This window comes from Bacillus sp. OTU2372, from assembly GCF_038440275.1.
GTDB classification, from domain to species: Bacteria; Bacillota; Bacilli; order Bacillales; family Cytobacillaceae; genus Neobacillus; species Neobacillus bataviensis_B.
Map to the genome: position 1 here is coordinate 470,434 of NZ_JASATK010000001.1, position 20,767 is coordinate 491,200.

The following is a 20,767-nucleotide window of genomic DNA, read 5'->3' on the forward strand; positions in this document are numbered from 1 at the left end:
TTCCCTGAGCGACTTATGCTTGTCGGGGCTGACCAAGGCGCTTGCGCTTTTCTTATAATTCTCCGTTTTCACGCATTTTTCTTTTTGTTTTAAAACCCATTCCCATAATAACAATCACAGCCACAATACTGCCGAGGCCCCCAATTATACTTTGTTCACTAATTGCAATTCCGATTCCTACGATACTGGCTGCTGCAAGGATCGCATAAATGAGTAAAGGCCATTTTACATGTTTCATCTGTACATACCCCTTTTTCTTTTCAAACACATTAGAATTGCTATGTTATTTTTATTTTACATAAAATCATTTCAGGTTTCCACTTTATTTGTGGTATAATGTTTTAGTTGTATATGAAAAACTATAATTAAAAACAATTTCTTGAATAAAGGTAGGAGTGGAATTTTTTGAATATAAGAAATGATATACGTAATATAGCGATTATTGCCCACGTTGACCATGGTAAAACAACGTTGGTAGACCAACTGCTAAAACAATCGGGAACATTTCGTTCCAATGAGCATGTGGAAGAACGTGCAATGGATTCCAATGATTTAGAAAGAGAACGCGGAATCACGATCCTTGCCAAAAATACAGCGATCCAATATAAAGATACCCGAATTAACATCTTGGATACACCAGGACATGCTGACTTCGGCGGCGAAGTAGAACGGATCATGAAGATGGTTGATGGAGTACTGCTTGTTGTTGATGCCTATGAAGGCTGTATGCCGCAAACACGTTTTGTCTTAAAGAAGGCTTTAGAACAAAACTTAACCCCAATTGTTGTTGTCAATAAAATTGACCGTGATTTTGCCCGTCCATTAGAAGTAATTGATGAAGTATTAGATTTATTTATTGAGCTTGGTGCGAATGAAGACCAGCTTGAGTTCCCAGTTGTTTATGCCTCTGCGATCAATGGTACGGCAAGTACTGATCCGGAGAAACAAGACGAAAACATGAAGTCATTATATGATGCGATTGTGGAACATATCCCGGCACCAGTCGATAATAGTGATGAGCCGCTTCAGTTCCAAGTAGCATTGCTTGATTATAATGATTATGTAGGTCGTATCGGAATCGGACGTGTATTCCGTGGAACAATGAAAGTAGGACAGCAGGTTGCCCTTATGAAGGTGGATGGTTCTGTTAAGCAATTCCGTGTTACCAAAATCTTCGGCTTCTTTGGATTAAAACGTCAAGAAGTGGAAGAAGCAAAAGCAGGTGACCTAATTGCAGTTTCTGGTATGGAGGACATTAATGTTGGTGAAACCGTTTGTCCGGTTGAACACCAAGAAGCATTACCGATCTTAAGAATTGATGAACCTACATTACAAATGACCTTTGTTGTTAACAACAGCCCATTTGCAGGTAGAGAAGGTAAGTACTTGACTTCAAGAAAGATTGAAGAAAGACTACGTGCTCAATTGCAGACAGATGTAAGCTTACGGGTAGAAAATACAGATTCACCGGATGCATGGATTGTTTCTGGCCGTGGTGAGCTCCATTTATCTATTTTAATCGAAAATATGCGTCGCGAAGGCTACGAGCTTCAAGTTTCAAAACCAGAAGTAATTGTAAAAGAAATTGATGGAGTTCGTTGTGAGCCAGTAGAACGTGTTCAAATTGATGTTCCTGAAGAACATACCGGGTCAGTAATGGAATCAATTGGAGCACGCAAAGGCGAAATGATTGATATGATTAATAATGGATCAGGTCAAGTGCGTTTAATCTTTAATGTTCCAGCACGCGGTTTGATCGGTTATACTACGGAATTTTTAACGATGACACGTGGTTATGGAATTATTAATCATACATTTGACAGCTATCAGCCAATGCTTCAAGGACAGGTGGGCGGAAGACGTCAAGGGGTTCTTGTTTCAATGGAATCTGGAAAAGCCTCCACTTATGGAATTATGCAGGTTGAAGATCGTGGTACTATCTTCGTTGAACCTGGTACAGAAATATATGAAGGAATGATCGTTGGGGAGCATACTCGTGAAAACGACATTACTGTTAATATCACGAAGGTAAAACAAGCGACCAATGTTCGTTCTGCAAACAAAGATCAGACGTCTGTTATTAAAAAACCTAGGATTATGACGTTAGAAGAATCACTTGAGTACTTAAATGACGACGAATATTGTGAAGTCACACCTGAATCCATTCGTTTAAGAAAGAAAATTCTTGATAAAAATGAACGGGAAAGAATGGCTAAAAAGAAAAAATATGCTGAATTGAGTTAAGTATTGAGAGGTGCAAACCCGTGGAAGAATTAAGATCTTTCTCCCCAAGTTTAAGATTCTTTATTGAACTTACGAACGATATAAAAACTGGTGTCCTCTTACAGTATATTTTTATTGTTGTATTATCAGTTATTGTATATCGCCTAGGTTTTGCAAAAAAGCTGCCCCTTGGTAAAAATATTGTGATTTATTTCAGCCTTTGTGTTGGCTGCGTATTAATGTTGTTTTTCTCATACGCATTACCAATTGCAGAAGGGTTAGGTGTCGCGGCGTTACTATTGATTATTTATAAAATCCGCCTCCACCAAACTAAAAAACAGTCAAATAGCGGAGTCACAGGGGGAGAGTAAAATGCAATCATTACAGGATGCACTTTATAATTGGCTAACCATAAAAGTGGTTTGTGATGTCCGTCCTGATGACAAAGCAGCGGTTGAGACACGGGATTTCTTTGAAGAGATACTCACTGCACAACATTCTGTCTCGAATATCGAAACGACAAAAGATGATTTGATGTATTATATTTCATATCAACAGGGAGAAGAAATAAAAAAGAGACGTTATCCCCGCGAATTAATTGAAATCATGATCAATCAAATTAATCAGGAACCTGAAAAGTATAAGGACTATCCGATTGATTAAAAGAAAACGGAAGCCCTATGCACTGAAGCTATACATTTTTCAAACAAAAAAAACGCTTGTATACGTTGAGTATACAAGCGTTTTTGCATTTGATTCACTATTCCTATCACCATTCATCCTTATCCGATTTTGGACGGTATAGGTGGAAATTGCCTGAATCGATTCGCGCATTGGTTTTTTCGGTAATTCTAGTACTGCAGTCATGACACATATATGTATGAATGGGACGATTCCGAAGTCGTTTTGCAATTAAGGATTCATCGTCTATTGGTTCAATCTTATCGCAAATCACACATTTTACTCTCATTCAAGCACCTCTTTAATTCTTCTTTCGAATAACAGAATGTTTGTAATATAGTATACCATGATAAAACAACAACTGGTAAATCAATTGGTTAGAGTTGATGAAAAATAGGGATAGTAGTAATATGAGATTATCTGTTTTTAAAGGAATGAATAAAGGGGTTGTGTAAAAATGGCAAATCAAGTAGAACCGAAACTTATCAAGCCATTATTTGATGAACTGCAAAAAGAACGATTCGTAACTTTGGCAACTGTTGATTATGAAACAGGGGGGCCAAATGTTAGTGCGATTTCCTGGGTGTTGGCTAAAAACGAAGGGATTATCTATTTTGCTGTTGATAATCGTTCCCGGATTTTAGAAAATATCAATAACAATAAAAACGTTGTGATTAATTTAATTGCAAATGAATCTACATACTCGATTCAAGGGGAAGCAAGTGTTAAAGAAGAACGATTACCTGGAGTTCCACTAAAGCTGGCTTTGGTAGAAGTAACGATTAATGAAGTGAGAGACGTTATGTTTTACGGTTCGAAAATCGTTACTGAAGTCCAATATGATAAAACATATGATAAGAAAGCGGCTGAGAGGCTCGATAATCAAGTTATGGATGCAATGAAAAAAGCTTAGTGAAAACTAAGCTTTTTTTTCTTTTGTTCTTAAGATAAGAAAGTATAAAAGTTTTTGACTTTGAGAATTGTCTAGCTCCAGCGCCTAGCCCCTCGATGGTCTACAGCTTATCCAGTTGCGGCTCCTTGGGACGCAAGTCTAAGCCAACCCCTGAAGAAGGCAAAAAGCGCCTTCTTGCAGGGGCAGTCTTATGCCTTCGTCCCAGGGCAGTCGCCTCCACATTTAGGTCAATCCGTCCAAAAGGTTAAAAAGCAACCTTTCGGACGGATTGGCTTATGCTTGGCTACAGAAAGCTATTGCTTTCTGTACGCATTAAGGGCGACTAGTCTCTGGCCTTGCTTTCGCTGGCCAGTCGACAAGTCGCCCTATATCGGGGCTGACAAATGCGCTTGCGCTTTTCTTATTTACTTACTTATAGTGATTGGACTGGTCTTCCTGCTCTTTGTTTAGTTTCTTTTCTTCATTGCCCTTGAGTTTTTGATCTGGTTTTTCGGTTGCATTCTTAGGGCTTGGAGTAATTAAATCGCCCGGTACTTCCGGAATCAACCGTCCTGCGACATCTGCGAGTTCCTCCATAATTCCTTGTATAGGCCTGCCTTTTTTAATATCCGCCTGTATTTCCCGTAAACGCTGATTGGTGTCTGCATCTGCGACAACAATAGCTTTAGCCCCATATGGATCTTTTCTTAAACTTTCTGCAACAGAATACTTAATGGACCCAACCTGTGACCGATCAATTTTCGCATTGACATCAATTCCGACAATGGCATAGTTTCCTAAAACTACTGCAGTTGCATCTGACACATTTGGGATACTAGTGGCGAGCTCAACAAGACGTTTGGAAATTTCCTGCCCAGACTTCTGGTCTACATTGTTAATATAACTGTTTTTCACGTTTACTAGCTGGTTGCTGTTTTTTGCATTCTCATTATGATCAGCGGTATTACAGCCTGTTAATAGTAAACTAATGACTGTTGTTAAAAGAATCATTTTCATTATAATCCACCTCCAAGATAATAAATTAATGGTTAAATGGGCTTGAACAGTAGACTCTCATAGAAGTTTTATTGTCTTAATAACAATTATTGTGCGGAACGTCTTCTATCTTTATTCCAATAAACATATATTTTACCAAAGTCCAATCTAGCAAAGGGTTGTTGAAACTAATTTAACAAGCCATACACCAGTGAACCAGGAGGCGTTGCTTTGAGTAAAATATACGTGTTAGATACAAATGTCTTGCTCCAAGACCCGTATTCCATTTATTCGTTTGAAGATAATGAAGTCGTGATTCCGGCAGTGGTCCTTGAAGAAGTGGACTCAAAGAAAAGATATATGGATGAAGTTGGAAGGAATGCAAGACAGGTATCGCGTTTAATCGATGGACTAAGGGCAGCAGGGAAACTTCATGAAAAAATTCCTCTTGAGAATGGGGGAACCATTAGGATTGAATTAAACCACCGCTCTTTTCACGAACTTCAAGACATATTCGTAGAAAAAACAAATGATAATCGCATTCTGGCGGTGGCAAAGAATTTATACTTAGAGGAACAAGCGAAGGAAAATGGCAAGCCCGTAATAATTGTTAGTAAAGATGCATTAGTTCGTGTAAAAGCAGATGCGATTGGACTTACAGCAGAGGATTTTTTGAATGACAGAGTAGTCGAAGTGGAACATATATATACAGGTTTTTTTGAATTGCTACTACCAATTGAATTGCTAGGCCGTTTTTACGAAAAAGGAGAATTATCACTATCTGAGGTAGCTAACCACCCGTTCTATCCGAATCAATTCCTAATCATGAAAGATGTACTCGGCAGTTCTGCTTCCGCCATTGGCATGGTCGATAAAACGAGTAAGAAGGTAAAAAAATTAACGTTAAATCAAGAACATGTATGGGGGATACACTCTCGAAATGTACAGCAGACGATGGCAATCGAATTATTGCTGCGCAAGGATATCCCGCTTGTTACATTAACCGGTAAAGCTGGGACAGGAAAAACATTGCTTGCACTTGCTTCGGGGCTAATGCAAACAGAAGATTTTAGAGAATATAAAAAGCTTTTGGTGGCAAGACCGATCGTTCCAGTGGGAAAAGATCTCGGTTTCTTGCCTGGAGAAAAACAAGAGAAACTTAGACCTTGGATGCAGCCAATTTATGATAACTTAGAATATTTATTTAATACGAAAAAGCCGGGTGAACTAGATGCGATTCTAGCCGGGATGGGCTCGATCGAGGTGGAGGCATTAACATATATCCGCGGTCGAAGTCTGCCAAAGCAGTTTATCATTATTGACGAAGCCCAAAACTTAACCAAACATGAAGTGAAGACGATTTTAACAAGGGTAGGAGAGGGCAGTAAGATTGTGTTAATGGGGGACCCTGAACAGATTGACCATCCATATTTAGATGCCTATAACAATGGATTAACTTATGTAGTGGAAAAGTTTAAGGATCAGGAAATTTCCGGACATGTAAAGCTGTTAAAAGGGGAACGATCAGGTCTAGCCCGATTGGCTGCCGACTTATTATAGGACCAAAAGCGGAAGCACCTTGATCACACCCTGGAGCAGGACGTGTCTAAAACGGGTGCCAACAGGCACCCGTTTAGGCAGGGTGTACAATTTCTCTCTTATTTAATGGTAAAGCCAGTTATACTTTTAATAGGATTATTCTGATTAGAGCCATCACCAAAATATATATGGACAGGTCCATCAGAAGTTAATGGTTTACCATTGTTTGAATAACCTAAAATAAAGTCATATGCGGTTTCTAGTGGAAATTCTATTTCCTCCGTTGCTGTTTGGACAACTAAGCTTTTGGCATCAGGAGCTGGCTCCGAATTTAACAAAAATGGTTTAAATGGAATTCCGAAAGTACCAGTCAATACCTTTTCTTTTTCAAATTTCTTTTCAGTTTTTAATGTTGGAGGATAAATTGCCCCCTCCATTATTTCACGATCCCAGTGTTTAGAAACTGCTTTTGTGTAGGCCTCATCGGAATCGGTTGTCTCCTTTACTTGTGAAAAGTAAGTGGTTAAATCAACCCGGCGGTCGTCAAAAATCCAAACACCGGGATCAAGCGTAATTGTGAATTTTACATTCCCTGCTATCGCTAAGATATTTTCCATCATCCATCCCCCTCAAGTCTTATCTGCATAAATATAATTTTAGTCAAATGTCTTTCCACTACCACTCAAAACTCAAATTTACAAGAGTACTTATAATAATAAATTAATCCGTTATTTTAGTACAAGAATAAATGGATTCCGCTTTCTTAGTATATCTTTTTTTGACTAGGTTGTCATAAAAGGTAACCCCTTTTATGAATATCCTTCATTGTTCTTGCAATTTTGTGGTCTAAACGGTAAAATTTATAGATAAGTTGAATTATCGCTCTGAAATGGGGGGATCAATGTTGGCGTCTGAAATGATCGTGAATCACCATGAAAAAGCCTATGCCTTGCTCCAGGCTGACGCTGAAAAGATATTAAAGCTTATCAAAGTGCAAATGGACAATCTCACGATGCCTCAATGTCCTCTTTATGAAGAGGTATTGGATACACAAATGTTTGGCCTTTCAAGAGAAATAGACTTTGCTGTGCGATTGGGCTTAATAGATGCTAAGGATGGAAAAACAATTTTAGACCAATTAGAGAGAGAATTGTCAGCTCTACACGATGCATCCTTAAAAAAATAATGCATAAATAAGAACTCAAACAATACAGCGTAATGTTTGAGTTTTTTATTAATTTTGAATATTCTTTATTAAAAACTTGTAACAAAGGAGAATTTCCTCAAGTAATGCCACGTATTTTCTATTATAATAGAATGGTATACTATCAATTTTTGAAAATGAGGACGTTTTAAATGCTGAAAAAAATATTAAAATCATATGACTATACGTTGATTATTGCCATCATCCTTCTATGCGCGTTCGGACTTGTGATGATTTATAGTGCAAGCATGGCCTACGCCGTTCAAAGATACCAAGTAAGTCCTGATTTTTTCTATCAAAGGCAAAAGATATTTTTGTTAGTATTTACTGTAATATTTCTAATTACCGCACTTGTTCCTTATAAAATAATGAATTATACGAAATGGTTTCTGGCCCCAATGGTCATTGCGTCAATTATAGCTTTGCTTGGTCTTTTTGTTTTTGGACAAGTAAAGAACAATGCCCAAAGCTGGTATCAAATCGGCTCCTTTCTTTTTCAGCCATCTGAATTTGTAAAACTGGGAGTAATTATTTATTTGGCATCTGTATATGCGAAAAAACAACCCTATATTAATCAGTTCAATAAGGGTGTACTTCCACCTCTAGTATATCTTTTTATCGTCTGTGTGCTTATTGCGGCCCAGCCAGACTTTGGAACAGCTGTTATTATTGCAGCCATTGCTGGAACAATTATAATTGCTTCTGGTATGAATTTTAAAACAATCTGGAAATTAGTTTTAATGGTTCTCATTGTACTCCTGCCACTTGTTCTTGTCTCCTGGGGAAAAATATTTTCACCTGAACAAATGAGCCGCTTTGAAGTAATGGGTAATCCGTTTGATGAAAAATATGTGAAAGATGCCGGTTTCCATCTGGCCAACTCGTATATTGCGATTGGTTCGGGCGGAGTAAACGGACTGGGACTAGGAAAAAGTATTCAAAAGTTAGGGTATCTGCCAGAGTCCCACACAGACTTTATTATGGCGATCATCGCTGAGGAATTAGGAATTTGGGGTGTGGGTTTTGTTATTCTCCTTCTCTCCTATATCGTTTTACGGGGAATTCATATCGGAATGAAATGTAAAGACCCGTTTGGCAGTTTATTAGCGTTTGGTATATCTAGCATGATCGGTATTCAGTCTTTTATTAACTTGGCAGGAGTATCTGGTATTATTCCACTGACCGGTGTACCGCTTCCTTTTATCAGTTATGGAGGGTCATCGCTGTTGATGCTTGCAGGAGCAACGGGTATACTTGTTAATGTTTCGATGTTTGTGAAATATGAAAGTAAATATAAAAATAAACAAGGCCAAGCTGACAAAAGGTTAAAGACTGAGGATGGTAAGGTTTATTATCTTTAATGACAACGCGGGGGAAATACTTCCCTTGCGTTTTTAAAAATACATAGAATATGAGGTGCTTTACGTGACAAGACAAATTAATAAAGTATTAGTGGCTAATCGCGGGGAGATTGCGATAAGAGTTTTTCGGGCTTGTACTGAACTGAATATTCGGACTGTTGCAATTTATTCGAAAGAGGATTCTGGCGCCTACCATCGATATAAAGCAGATGAGGCTTATTTAGTAGGGGAAGGAAAAAAACCAATTGACGCCTATTTAGACATCGATGGGATTATTGACATTGCTAAAAAAAGCGGTGTAAATGCGATTCACCCAGGTTATGGTTTCCTGTCAGAAAACATTAATTTTGCCAGACGCTGTGAAGAAGAGGGAATTATTTTTATCGGACCTACATCCAATCACCTGGATATGTTTGGGGACAAAGTAAAAGCAAGAAGCCAGGCAGAACTTGCCAATATTCCCGTTATTCCAGGCAGTGATGGCCCTGTCAATGATGTACGTGAAGTGGAAGAATTTGCAGCTATCCATGGCTTTCCAATCATTATCAAAGCCTCATTAGGCGGTGGCGGACGCGGGATGAGAATTGTTAAAAGCAAAGAGGAAGTCCGTGAAGCTTTTGAACGAGCTAAATCCGAAGCGAAAGCCGCTTTTGGAAACGATGAAGTCTATCTTGAAAAACTAATTGAAAATCCCAAACATATTGAGGTTCAAATCATTGGGGATCAGCATGGAAACATGGTTCATCTTTTTGACCGCGATTGTTCCGTTCAAAGACGGCATCAAAAAGTGGTTGAGGTGGCTCCAAGTGTTTCCATCTCCGAGGAGCTTCGGAACTCGATCTGCCAAGCAGCAGTAAAATTAATGAGCAAGGTCCAATATCTAAATGCAGGTACCGTTGAATTTCTTGTTTCCGGTAATGATTTTTATTTCATTGAAGTTAATCCGCGTGTACAGGTGGAACATACTGTAACAGAATTAGTAACTGGAATTGATATCGTTCAAACACAAATCTTAGTATCCGAAGGACATGAACTGCACGGTCCGATTATTGGAATTCCTGCTCAAGAAAAAATAAAGTTAAATGGTTTTGCCATTCAGTCCAGGGTTACAACAGAGGATCCACTGAACAATTTTATGCCTGATACTGGAAAAATAATGGCTTATCGTTCAGGTGGGGGATTTGGCGTACGTCTTGATGCTGGTAATGGTTATCAGGGAGCTGTTATCACACCCTATTACGATTCCTTGCTTGTAAAACTATCTACATGGGCATTAACTTTTGAACAAGCAGCAGCAAAGATGGTGCGGAATTTACAGGAGTTTAGGATTAGAGGTATAAAGACCAATATTCCATTCCTTGAAAATGTCGTCAAACATGAGAAGTTTAGAAATGGTGAATATGATACATCGTTTATTGATACAACACCAGAATTATTTATCTTTCCTGTAAGTAAAGACAGAGGAACAAAACTATTAAGTTATATCGGAAATGTTACAGTGAATGGCTTTCCTGGAATTGAGAAAAAGAAAAGGCCTGTTTTCTCAAAGCCTAGAATTCCAACGTTAAAATATGATGTTCCATATCAGGATGGAACCAAACAAATTCTGGATCAATATGGGCCTGAGGGTCTTGTTCAATGGATTAAAAATCAAAAACAAGTTTTATTAACAGATACTACCTATCGGGATGCCCATCAGTCATTATTAGCGACTAGAATGCGGACCACTGATATTGCGCATATTGCAGAAGAAACAGCCAAATTATTACCGGATTTATTTTCGTTCGAGATGTGGGGAGGGGCAACCTTTGATGTTGCTTATAGGTTCCTAAAGGAAGATCCATGGGACCGCTTATTAACTCTTCGTGAAAAGATTCCAAACGTCCTTTTTCAAATGCTGTTTCGCGGCGCTAATGCTGTTGGGTATAAGAATTATCCAGATAACTTAATCCGTGAATTTATCAATCAATCTGCTTCAGCAGGAATCGATGTCTTCCGGATTTTTGACAGTCTAAACTGGGTAAAGGGAATGGAAGTTGCCATTGATGCAGTTCGCCAGTCAGGGAAAATTGCTGAGGCAGCCATTTGTTATACTGGGGATATTTTAGACACAACAAGAGTAAAGTATAATCTCGACTATTACCGAACATTAGCAAAAGAGTTGGAGCAGCAAGGTGCTCATATTCTGGCAATAAAAGATATGGCCGGACTGTTAAAGCCTGAAGCAGCTTATCGGTTAATATCCGAATTAAAAGCAACCATCGATATCCCTATTCATCTCCATACTCATGATACAAGTGGAAATGGAATTTTTACCTATGCACGTGCCATTGATGGCGGGGTCGATATTGTTGATACAGCATTAAGTACAATGGCAGGATTGACATCGCAGCCAAGTGCTAATTCCTTATTCTATGCACTTGAAGGAAATACGAGAAAGCCAAAGGTTAATATTGATTCGCTAGAGAAGCTTTCCTATTACTGGGAAGATGTTCGCAAAGTTTATCATGATTTTGAAAGTGGAATGATTTCCCCACATTCAGAAGTATATCAGCATGAAATGCCAGGCGGTCAATATAGCAATCTTCAACAGCAAGCTAAAGCAGTGGGGCTTGGAGAACAATGGGATGAAGTAAAAGAAATGTACTCCCTTGTCAACAAAATGTTTGGGGACATTGTTAAGGTAACTCCTTCCTCAAAGGTTGTAGGGGATATGGCCTTATTTATGGTGCAAAATGACTTAACGGAGGAAGATGTTTTATTAAAGGGGGATAGTCTCGATTTCCCTGACTCTGTTGTTGAATTATTTGAAGGTTATTTAGGGCAGCCATACGGAGGATTCCCTGAAGAACTTCAAAAAGTCATCTTAAAAGGGAAGAAGCCTTTAGAAGTTCGACCTGGTGAACTTCTTGAAGATGTGAATTTCGACATTCTTAAAGAAGAGCTGTTTGAAGAACTTGGCAGACAAGTAACCGATTTTGAAATTTTATCTTATGCACTCTATCCAAAGGTGTTTTTAGAATATATCAAAGCAAATGAACGATTTGGGAATATTTCGATGCTCGATACACCAACATTCCTTTATGGAATGAGATTGGGTGAAGAAATTGAGGTAGAAATTGAAAAAGGTAAAACACTGATTGTTAAGTTAATCTCGATTGGTCAGCCCCAAGCCGACGGCACAAGGGTGGTTTATTTTGAGCTAAATGGACAGCCGCGTGAGGTATCTATCAAGGATGAGAGCATTAAAGCAACGGTCACATCTAGATTGAAGGCAGATTTGAAAAATGAAGAGCACCTTTCAGCCACTATGCCGGGAACAGTCATTAAGGTTTTGGTAGAAAAAGGAGAGAAAGTAGAAAGAGGAGATCATTTACTGATCACAGAAGCGATGAAAATGGAAACAACGGTTCAAGCACCTTTTTCAGGTATAGTAAAAGACCTGTACGTTAAAAGTGGAGATGCCATCCTAACAGGAGACCTTTTAGTAGAACTGACAAAATCCTAAATGAGAGTATTAAAAAAGTTGCCGGGAGTTACCGGCAACTTTTTTTATTGATGAGTCCGACGTGATCTTGAAAACAAGAGAAGGAAATAACTTAATACACCGAATAAACAAGTGATAAAAAAGGCATGCAGGAGTGCGATATAAAGGTTTAACATGCTGAAGATGATAAACGCTCCTGCAATGACTTGTAAGGACACAAGGATGAAAGCAATCATCCAGCCCCAATATAGAACCTTCTGCTCTTTATAATGACGTACGGCAAGGTAAAAAATATAAGAAATCCAGATAAAAATGATCCCTGCTGCGGCACGATGCCCCATTTGCACCCATTGGTATATGTCTGATGGCAAGGAAAGGTTTTCATTAGAGCATAAAGGCCAATCGAGGCAAACAAGACTTGCTTTCATATGTCGGACCAATGCTCCTGTATAGATGACAAGATAACTGTAAATAGAGACACCTACAATATGAAACCCCATTCGTTTATCGATGTATAGCTTTTCTGCTTCGAACTTTTTATCGATTTCAAATATAAGCAAGGTTAGTAAGAACACGGATGCAAAGGAAACAAGTGATATTCCGAAATGCAAGGCAAGCACAAATCCTGATTGCCCCCATAGGACGGCAGCAGCCCCAATTAATCCTTGTAAGAGTAAAAAGATAAATGACAGCAATGAAAGAAATTTAGTTTCTCTAATATGACCAATTGCTTTCCATGACCAAACCGAAAGAAGGAGAACCATTATTCCCCCTGCTCCTGAGACAAGCCGATGAGCAAGCTCAATCATTAGTTCAGGAGTTATTTCCGAGGGAACAAATTTCCCCTCGCATAAAGGCCAGGATCTTCCGCACCCCATCCCAGACCCTGTCTTTGTAACCAAGGCACCGCCAAGTAAAATAAATATCATTACGATTGTGGTTGCAACCGCCAACCACTTTAAAGAACGTTGCAAAAAATTCACCTCTTAAAAAGTTCAATAATTTGTCATTGGTTAAACCTGACAGTATAATAAATGAAAAAGTAACTAGTTTTAAAAGTCCCTATGTAATCATAACGAAAATAGCAAAAAAAGAACAGAATTTTAGCTGACAATAATTAAATAAAAAGTGGTAGATGAATAATAACTATATTTCACTATTATTATAGTGAAAATAGTCAAAAGGGTTGAATCTTAATATTAAGGTAGTAAAATTAGATAATGAGGCATGCAAAAAGAAGAGAGAAAAGAGTAAAAATTAGTTTTATCCTTATATTTCATAACAGTTATTTTATGGAAGAAATTTAATGTGTGAAAAGTGTAAGGATTATATTTCACTTATGTTTTGTCACAATTTAGTCTAAAATTATTCAAAAAAAGTTCACAAAAATGTCATAAAGTGTGATTTAATATACAGAGAAAGTATTTTAGAAACTGATGTTTTTTGGAAGATTAAATAACTTTTTTTGTAATAGTATCTTATAAAATAAAAGAGCGACCCTTTTATTTTTAGTCAGCACTATATATTAAAAAAATCAGTAAGTATTTAAGTTCCTTAATTGGTGAATATTTGTTAGTAGGATTAGGAGGAAATGATATGTCCAACTCTAAGACTTATGGAGATTCGGCCATTGAAAATGGTGTGGCAAGTCTGCAAGGAACAATCGAAAAAACGACCGTCTGGAAGGACTTTTTGGCCCTTATTAAAATTGGAATTGTTAATTCCAATTTAATAACCACCTTTACTGGTTTATGGCTGGCACTTCATTTTTCAGGACAAAGCTTTTTAAATAATTTAGATATTGTATTTTTTACAGTAGCTGGTTCTTCATTGATTATTGCTGGCTCATGTGCCATTAATAACTATATTGACAGGGATATTGACCCTTTAATGGAGAGGACTAAAACAAGACCAACCGTTACAGGGAAGGTAATGCCTGTAAAAGTCTTAGCCATTGGTATTTTGCTTATTGGACTGGGTACACTGTGTTTATTCTTTACTACCTTGACTGCAACAGTAATTGGACTGCTTGGGGTTTTTAGTTATGTTTTCCTATATACACTGTGGTCTAAGCGCCAATTAGTATCGAATACAATTATTGGAAGCATCTCAGGGGCAGTACCACCTTTAATTGGGTGGGCAGCTGTTGATGGTAATCTTGATATTATGGCTTGGGCATTGTTTGTTTTAATGTTTGTCTGGCAGCCTCCTCATTTTTATGCTCTCGCAATGAGAAGAGTAGAAGAATATAGAGCAGCAGGTGTACCAATGCTGCCAGTGGTTAAAGGCTTTAAAACAACCAAGATCCATATCTTGGTTTGGGTGGCGGCACTTCTGCCCATCCCGTTTTTTCTTACTAAGTTAGGAATCCCATTTCTGATTCTTGCTACCGTGTTAAATATCGGCTGGCTGGTATTGGGGATTTATGGATATAAGGTCAAAGATGACATTAAGTGGGCGAAACTAATGTTTGTCTATTCTTTGCAATATTTAACGATTATTTTTGTGGCGATGGTTATAGTTACATTAATTTAGTTTTGCCTTGGTTTACCCCGGGAAAAAGAAGAATTTTTTCTTTTTCCTAATTAGTTGATTGATGACGGTTACATATACTTAAGTTACTAAAACAGCTGCCGTCGGTCACAAATGAAGGGGAGAACCATATTACATACTTCTTTGACCAAACAATATTTATTAGAATTCATTAGTGAAAGAGGGGTTTGATTAAGCTATGAAGAGGCTTGCAAAGTGGCGTCTGATTTCGTTGTTTGCGATGTTAGCGCTTGTACTTTCCGGATGTGGGAAACCATATTTATCAGCGTTAAATCCAGCCGGAGAAGTTGCAGACACAGAATATGATTTAATGAAGTTAAGTACCTATATCATGGTAGGAGTAATCCTAGTGGTAGTAGTAATCTTTGTATTGGTATTTTTCCGTTTTAGAAGAAAAGACGAAAGAATCCCAAAACAAGTTGAAGGAAGTCACCGTTTAGAAATTATCTGGACTACGATTCCGATATTATTACTACTCATTTTGGCTATTCCAACTGTTGCGTCAACATTTAAGCTTGCTGATGTGAGTCCGATGGACAAAAAGAATACAAAAGCACTTATTGTAAATGTACGATCGCATTTATATTGGTGGGATTTTGAATATCCTGGACAAAAAATTGTAACAAGTCAGGAATTAGTGGTTCCTACAAATGAAAAAGTTTATTTTAATTTAAAATCTATGGATGTTAAACACTCATTCTGGATTCCGGCTGTTGGTGGTAAAATCGATACCAACACAGATAATGCCAATAAGTTTTGGCTGGAATTCGATGATAAGCGTGCGAACGAAGCTGGTAATCTTTTCTATGGAAAATGTGCTGAGCTTTGTGGACCATCACATGCGCTGATGGACTTTAAAGTTAAAGCAATGAGCCGTGATAAATTTGATGCTTGGGTTTCTGCGATGCAAGATGTAAAAGAACCGCAAAAAGCAACAACAGCATCTGCTGCAAAAGGACAGGAAATTTTCAATCAAAGCTGTATCGGTTGTCATGCTGTTACACCTGCTAACAAAATGCCTGACACTGCTCGTGTAGCACCAAACTTAACAAACTTTGGTGACAGATCTCGTGTGGCAGGTATCTTAGATCATAATAAAGAAGAACTAAAAAATTGGATTAAAAATCCTGAAACTTATAAACCAGGTAATATGATGACTGGAAAATATGGAAACTTAACTGATGACCAAATTGATGCAGTAGCAGATTATTTAATGGGTTTAAAGGTTCAGGAATAATAGGGGAATTGGTTGAAAGGGAGGTAAAATTGTGAGTACCATTGCTCAAAAAAAGGGATTCGGCGCAACCTTATGGGACTATTTAACAACAGTCGACCATAAAAAAATTGCCATCCTATACTTTATTGCAGGTGGATTTTTCTTCTTAGTCGGAGGACTAGAGGCGGTTTTTATCCGTATCCAGCTTGCTGTACCTAATAATGATTTTGTTAGTGCAGGTGCATATAATGAAATCCTTACGATGCACGGAACAACAATGATTTTCTTAGCGGCGATGCCCTTGCTAATTGGTTTTATGAATGCTGTAATGCCATTACAAATAGGGGCTCGTGACGTAGCATTTCCATTTGTTAATGCAGTAGGATTTTGGTTGTTCTTCTTTGGAGGAATATTTCTAAATTTATCTTGGTTCCTGGGCGGTGCTCCTGATGCAGGCTGGACCTCATATGCATCACTAGCACTTCATTCTAAAGGTCACGGGGTTGACTTTTATGTACTAGGATTACAGATCTCGGGTATCGGTACATTAATCGGTGGTATCAATTTCCTTGTTACCATTATTAACATGCGTGCTCCTGGTATGACCTATATGAGGATGCCATTATTTACTTGGACAACATTTGTTGCATCTGCACTAATTTTATTTGCATTCCCTCCATTAACAGTTGGTTTGACTTTAATGATGTTTGACCGTCTATTTGGAGCTAATTTCTTTGATGTAACAATGGGTGGAAATACAGTTATTTGGGAACATCTCTTCTGGATATTCGGACACCCCGAAGTGTATATCTTAATACTTCCTGCATTTGGTATTTTTTCAGAGATCTTTCCGATTTTCTCAAGGAAACGTCTTTTCGGTTATTCATCCATGGTATTTGCGACGGTGCTTATTGGTTTCTTAGGCTTTATGGTATGGGCACACCACATGTTCACAACTGGTTTAGGACCTGTTGCCAATGCTATTTTTGCTGTGGCAACAATGGCCATTGGGGTACCAACTGGTATCAAGATTTTTAACTGGCTGTTTACGATGTGGGGGGGAAGTATCAAATTTACTACTCCAATGTACTGGGCTTTTGCTTTTATCCCTACTTTTCTTATGGGGGGGGTTACAGGCGTAATGCTCGCTGCTGCTTCCGCAGACTACCAGTATCATGATACTTACTTTGTTGTTGCTCACTTCCACTATGTTATTGTTGGTGGCGTAGTGTTCGGTATTTTCGCTGGCATACATCTTTGGTGGCCAAAGATGTTTGGAACGATGTTAAATGAAACGTTAGGAAAAATCACATTTTGGTTCTTTTTCATTGGCTTCCATTTAACTTTCTTTATCCAGCATTTCTTAGGTTTATGGGGCATGCCGCGCCGTGTCTTTACTTACCTTCCAGGCCAAGGTTTTGAAACTGCAAATATGATTAGCTCTGTTGGAGCCGGATTTATGTCGATTGCAGTAATCATCATGCTCCTTAATGTTGTATTGACTTCTGTGAAAAATGTTAAAGTGGGCAATGATCCATGGGGTGACGGTAGAACACTTGAATGGGCAATTCCATCACCACCACCATTTTATAACTTTAAACAGCTTCCATTAGTTCGTGGTTTAGATGCTTATTGGATTGAAAAAATGGAAGGGAAAAAGGGTATGACACCGGCTGAGCCGCTTGGTGATATTCATATGCCTAACTCTTCATTTATCCCATTTGTGATTGCATTAGGATTGTTCATTGCAGCATTTGGTGCGATGTATCATGTTGATAAAGTGTCATGGGCATTGCCAGTCATGATTATTGGGCTCTTAATAACTTTTGGTTCATTGTTCACACGTTCTGTAAAAGATGATCATGGTTTCCATATCCATAAAGAGGAATTACAGGAAGAGAAGGGGGCTAAGGCATAATGCACGCTGAAGAAAAAATGACTTATGAAACATGGCCTGCAGAGCCGGAAAAATCTACCCTTGAGGCAAAAAATAAATTTGTTGGTTTTTGGTTATTCTTAGGGGGAGAGACCGTTTTATTCGCCTCTCTCTTTGCCACTTACCTTGCATTAAAAGATAAAGTCCCAAATACAAGTCAGCCCTTAGCGAAAGATTTATTTGAATTGCCACTAACATTTCTTGCAACAATGCTGTTATTAACAAGCTCAATCACAAGCGTATATGCTATGTATCATATGAAGAACTTTGCCTTCAAGAAAATGATGCTTTGGCTTGGTGTTACAGTTTTACTAGGTCTTGGTTTCCTTGGCAGTGAAGTTTATGAATTTACGAATTACGTTCACGAGGGACATAAATTTACCAGCAGTGCTTTCGGTTCAGCTTTCTATTCACTTGTTGGCTTCCACGGCGGCCACGTTGCATTTGGTTTGTGTTGGATTTTAACTTTAATGATTAGAAACTCTAAGCGTGGGCTAAATCTTTACAATGCACCTAAATTCTATGTTGCTAGTCTATATTGGCACTTTATTGACGTAGTTTGGGTATTTATCTTTACTGTAGTATATTTGATGGGGATGGTGGGATAAGATGACAAATCAGCCATTAAGCTCAGGCAACCCAAGAGTAGATTTAGAATATCGCCGTAAAAAAAGCGCTGAAGAAATGCGTTATCAAGTTATATCGTTTGCCTTAATGATTTTCTTAACATTGGTGGCCTTTGCTGCAGTTGCAATGAAAGGATTTACGGCTTGGTTTACTGTACCGTTTATCATTTTACTAGCAGCAGTTCAGGTTGTCTTTCAGTTATTTTATTTCATGCATATGAGCCATAAAGGGCACGAAGCACCTACATTGTTTCTGTTCTCAGGTTTATTTGTTGGCTTAACTGCGATATTAGCATTTAGCACCATTATCTGGTGGTAATAAATAAAAGAAAAATCGGCTTTTAGCCGATTTTTCTTTTTAGCAAAAACTCAATCTTTGCTTGATCTATATTCTAAAGTTATAATATTAATAAGACTCTTTAATTATATTGAGGTGAGATTAAGGTGCTTTCTTTAGAAATTTTTGGTTTTGAAGCCCTTTGGAGCCCGTACTTTTTAATTATATTACTTGCACTTACTGGTGCTTTCTTTCTATTAACTACAAAGTTTAGAACAAAATTCCAGAATAGTGAATCATTAACTGGTAAACAAGCTAGCTTTTTTATAACAGCTATGGTCTTATTATATGCCATTAAGGGATCACCGTTGGACTTAATGGGTCATCTTGTGTTCTATATACATGGAATTACGATGGTTTTGTTAGTTTTCCTTGTTCCCCCATTGTTTATTTTATCTATTCCTAATTGGCTGTGGAGAACGATTTTGAATTTAATGGTTATTAAATCGTTATTCAAGATATTTTCAAAACCAGTTGTTGCCGTACTTTTATTTAATGCTTTTTTTTCTTTCTATCATATACCAATCGTTTTTGACAACGTCATGCAAAATAGATATCTTCATGCGGGATACTCCATTGTCTTATTTGTGTTAGCGATAGGGATGTGGTGGTCATTGATTTGTCCTTTGCCTGAGTATAAAAATTTAACTGGAATTAAAAAAGTTGCTTATATTTTTGTAAACAGTATACTAATAACTCCTGCATGTGCACTAATTATTTTTTCAGATAGCTCATTATATGCAACCTATCATGATCCTAAGGTATGGTCACAAGTAATGAGCTTATGTGTTGGTTCTGGGTTTGATAATTTGAACTTAACTGGTCCTGAATTTTTTAGTTCTATGTCTGCAGTTGAAGATCAACGGCTGGGCGGGATAGTGATGAAAATAATTCAAGAGATTATTTACGCTGTTGTTTTAGGCCAAGTATTCTTTGAATGGTACCGTAATGATCAGGAAGACTCTGAACGTGAAATGAAAAAACATCATTTAAATCCTACTCTTGTTGAATAAACTCCCTTCAAAAGGGAGCTTTTTTTATGAAATTACTAGTATTATTTGAAAAGAAAAGAGAACTAAACTAAAATGAGGTTAGAATATTTGAGAGTGAGGATAAATAATGAATTTACCTATTTTACCTACGATTAGTACATCTTTTATAGTGTTGAGTGCGATAACAGTTGCGATAGGCTGGTGGCAAATTAAACAAAGAAAAATTGACGCTCACAGAAAAACAATGTTTGTTGCTGCTATTTTTGCTCTTATCTTTTTTATTATATACGCATCAAGAACAATTTTTATCGGGAACACCTCATTTGGCGGACCAGCAAATATAAAAATTTACTATACGATTTTTTTAGTTTTTCATATTACATTAGCAACCGTAGGAGCAGTCTTTGGGATTATTTCATTAGTTACAGGATATAAGAATAAATTGTCCATCCATCGTAAGTTAGGGCCTGTAACGAGTTTTATCTGGTTTTTTACAGCCATAACAGGGGTTGCTGTTTACCTTTTGTTATATGTTTTTTATAAGGGTGGAGAGACGACATCGATGATTAAAGCAATCCTTGGTTTGTAAATATTTTCCAAGATACTGTACTGACAGGCTAATTTAAATATCGGAACGAATAGATAAAGGTGCTTAATTTAGCACCTTTTTATTACATCATTTTTAGTTATCTGAATACTTATAAAATGGTAGCAGTTTAAAAAA

At 37.7% G+C, this 20,767-nt stretch carries 20 protein-coding genes; 15 read left to right on the top strand and 5 right to left on the bottom strand.

Features of this window, described 5'->3' with window-relative positions:
• Nucleotides 1-52: 52 nt before the first annotated feature.
• Complete coding sequence (locus AAHB15_RS02285) at nt 53-238, bottom strand: YlaF family protein (protein WP_342041686.1); 186 nt, start codon at nt 236-238, stop codon at nt 53-55.
• A gap of 167 nt (nt 239-405) precedes the next feature.
• Between AAHB15_RS02285 and typA the strand changes: the two genes are divergently transcribed.
• The 3 genes from typA to AAHB15_RS02300 are packed head-to-tail and all read left to right on the top strand — an operon-like array spanning nt 406 to nt 2,886.
• Nucleotides 406-2,244 (top strand): translational GTPase TypA, encoded by a 1,839-nt coding sequence (gene typA, locus AAHB15_RS02290; RefSeq protein ID WP_335571316.1) that lies wholly within the window; start codon nt 406-408, stop codon nt 2,242-2,244.
• A gap of 20 nt (nt 2,245-2,264) precedes the next feature.
• Complete coding sequence (locus AAHB15_RS02295; RefSeq protein WP_176541004.1) at nt 2,265-2,594, top strand: YlaH-like family protein; 330 nt, start codon at nt 2,265-2,267, stop codon at nt 2,592-2,594.
• A 1-nt stretch (nt 2,595) separates the two neighbouring features.
• Nucleotides 2,596-2,886, top strand: a complete 291-nt coding sequence (locus AAHB15_RS02300) for a hypothetical protein (RefSeq protein ID WP_098526978.1) — start codon at nt 2,596-2,598, stop codon at nt 2,884-2,886.
• 106 nt (nt 2,887-2,992) lie between these two features.
• Here AAHB15_RS02300 and AAHB15_RS02305 read toward each other — a convergent pair whose 3' ends face one another.
• On the bottom strand, nt 2,993-3,193 hold the full coding sequence (locus AAHB15_RS02305; RefSeq protein ID WP_144562606.1) for a YlaI family protein: 201 nt from the start codon (nt 3,191-3,193) through the stop codon (nt 2,993-2,995).
• A gap of 168 nt (nt 3,194-3,361) precedes the next feature.
• Between AAHB15_RS02305 and AAHB15_RS02310 the strand changes: the two genes are divergently transcribed.
• The gene (locus tag AAHB15_RS02310) at nt 3,362-3,817 is read left to right on the top strand and encodes a pyridoxamine 5'-phosphate oxidase family protein (RefSeq protein ID WP_098526980.1); all 456 of its coding nucleotides are present in this window, start codon (nt 3,362-3,364) and stop codon (nt 3,815-3,817) included.
• Nucleotides 3,818-4,225: 408 nt separating this feature from the next.
• Here AAHB15_RS02310 and AAHB15_RS02315 read toward each other — a convergent pair whose 3' ends face one another.
• Nucleotides 4,226-4,813 carry a YhcN/YlaJ family sporulation lipoprotein gene (locus tag AAHB15_RS02315; protein ID WP_098526981.1) on the bottom strand — a complete coding sequence of 196 codons (588 nt, stop codon included), beginning with the start codon at nt 4,811-4,813 and terminating at the stop codon, nt 4,226-4,228.
• 210 nt (nt 4,814-5,023) lie between these two features.
• Here AAHB15_RS02315 and AAHB15_RS02320 point away from each other — a divergent pair, with 210 nt between their 5' ends.
• Nucleotides 5,024-6,352, top strand: coding sequence for a PhoH family protein (locus tag AAHB15_RS02320; protein WP_098526982.1), 1,329 nt, complete (start codon nt 5,024-5,026; stop codon nt 6,350-6,352).
• A gap of 98 nt (nt 6,353-6,450) precedes the next feature.
• On the opposite strand, the gene AAHB15_RS02325 is transcribed toward AAHB15_RS02320, so the two are convergent.
• Entirely contained in the window at nt 6,451-6,948 is a 498-nt protein-coding gene (locus AAHB15_RS02325) for a peptidyl-prolyl cis-trans isomerase (protein WP_335571317.1), read from the bottom strand.
• Nucleotides 6,949-7,235: 287 nt separating this feature from the next.
• Here AAHB15_RS02325 and AAHB15_RS02330 point away from each other — a divergent pair, with 287 nt between their 5' ends.
• The 3 genes from AAHB15_RS02330 to pyc all read left to right on the top strand — a co-directional run bounded on the left by AAHB15_RS02330 (nt 7,236) and on the right by pyc (nt 12,404).
• Nucleotides 7,236-7,517: a YlaN family protein gene (locus AAHB15_RS02330; RefSeq protein WP_098527041.1), complete on the top strand. Its 282-nt coding sequence runs from the start codon at nt 7,236-7,238 to the stop codon at nt 7,515-7,517.
• A gap of 170 nt (nt 7,518-7,687) precedes the next feature.
• Nucleotides 7,688-8,896 (top strand): FtsW/RodA/SpoVE family cell cycle protein, encoded by a 1,209-nt coding sequence (locus AAHB15_RS02335; RefSeq protein WP_335571318.1) that lies wholly within the window; start codon nt 7,688-7,690, stop codon nt 8,894-8,896.
• A gap of 64 nt (nt 8,897-8,960) precedes the next feature.
• On the top strand, nt 8,961-12,404 hold the full coding sequence (pyc, locus tag AAHB15_RS02340) for a pyruvate carboxylase (RefSeq protein ID WP_342041687.1): 3,444 nt from the start codon (nt 8,961-8,963) through the stop codon (nt 12,402-12,404).
• 44 nt (nt 12,405-12,448) lie between these two features.
• Here pyc and AAHB15_RS02345 read toward each other — a convergent pair whose 3' ends face one another.
• Nucleotides 12,449-13,357 (bottom strand): COX15/CtaA family protein, encoded by a 909-nt coding sequence (locus AAHB15_RS02345; protein ID WP_342041688.1) that lies wholly within the window; start codon nt 13,355-13,357, stop codon nt 12,449-12,451.
• Nucleotides 13,358-13,979: 622 nt separating this feature from the next.
• Here AAHB15_RS02345 and cyoE point away from each other — a divergent pair.
• The 7 genes from cyoE to AAHB15_RS02380 all read left to right on the top strand — a co-directional run bounded on the left by cyoE (nt 13,980) and on the right by AAHB15_RS02380 (nt 20,632).
• Nucleotides 13,980-14,918, top strand: coding sequence for a heme o synthase (cyoE, locus tag AAHB15_RS02350; protein WP_342041689.1), 939 nt, complete (start codon nt 13,980-13,982; stop codon nt 14,916-14,918).
• A gap of 196 nt (nt 14,919-15,114) precedes the next feature.
• Entirely contained in the window at nt 15,115-16,173 is a 1,059-nt protein-coding gene (gene coxB / locus AAHB15_RS02355; protein ID WP_335571609.1) for a cytochrome c oxidase subunit II, read from the top strand.
• Between the two features lie 28 nt (nt 16,174-16,201).
• Nucleotides 16,202-18,070, top strand: a complete 1,869-nt coding sequence (ctaD, locus tag AAHB15_RS02360) for a cytochrome c oxidase subunit I (RefSeq protein ID WP_342041883.1) — start codon at nt 16,202-16,204, stop codon at nt 18,068-18,070.
• The gene (locus tag AAHB15_RS02365) at nt 18,070-18,696 is read left to right on the top strand and encodes a cytochrome (ubi)quinol oxidase subunit III (RefSeq protein ID WP_335469505.1); all 627 of its coding nucleotides are present in this window, start codon (nt 18,070-18,072) and stop codon (nt 18,694-18,696) included. Before ctaD ends, AAHB15_RS02365 begins: the two co-directional genes overlap by 1 nt.
• A 1-nt stretch (nt 18,697) precedes the next feature.
• Nucleotides 18,698-19,033 (top strand): cytochrome c oxidase subunit IVB, encoded by a 336-nt coding sequence (gene ctaF / locus AAHB15_RS02370; protein ID WP_098996595.1) that lies wholly within the window; start codon nt 18,698-18,700, stop codon nt 19,031-19,033.
• Between the two features lie 125 nt (nt 19,034-19,158).
• A complete protein-coding gene (gene ctaG, locus AAHB15_RS02375) occupies nt 19,159-20,064 on the top strand; it encodes a cytochrome c oxidase assembly factor CtaG (RefSeq protein WP_335571611.1) in 906 nt (301 codons plus the stop codon).
• 106 nt (nt 20,065-20,170) lie between these two features.
• Nucleotides 20,171-20,632 carry a DUF420 domain-containing protein gene (locus tag AAHB15_RS02380; RefSeq protein WP_335571612.1) on the top strand — a complete coding sequence of 154 codons (462 nt, stop codon included), beginning with the start codon at nt 20,171-20,173 and terminating at the stop codon, nt 20,630-20,632.
• The last annotated feature ends 135 nt before the right edge of the window (nt 20,633-20,767 follow it).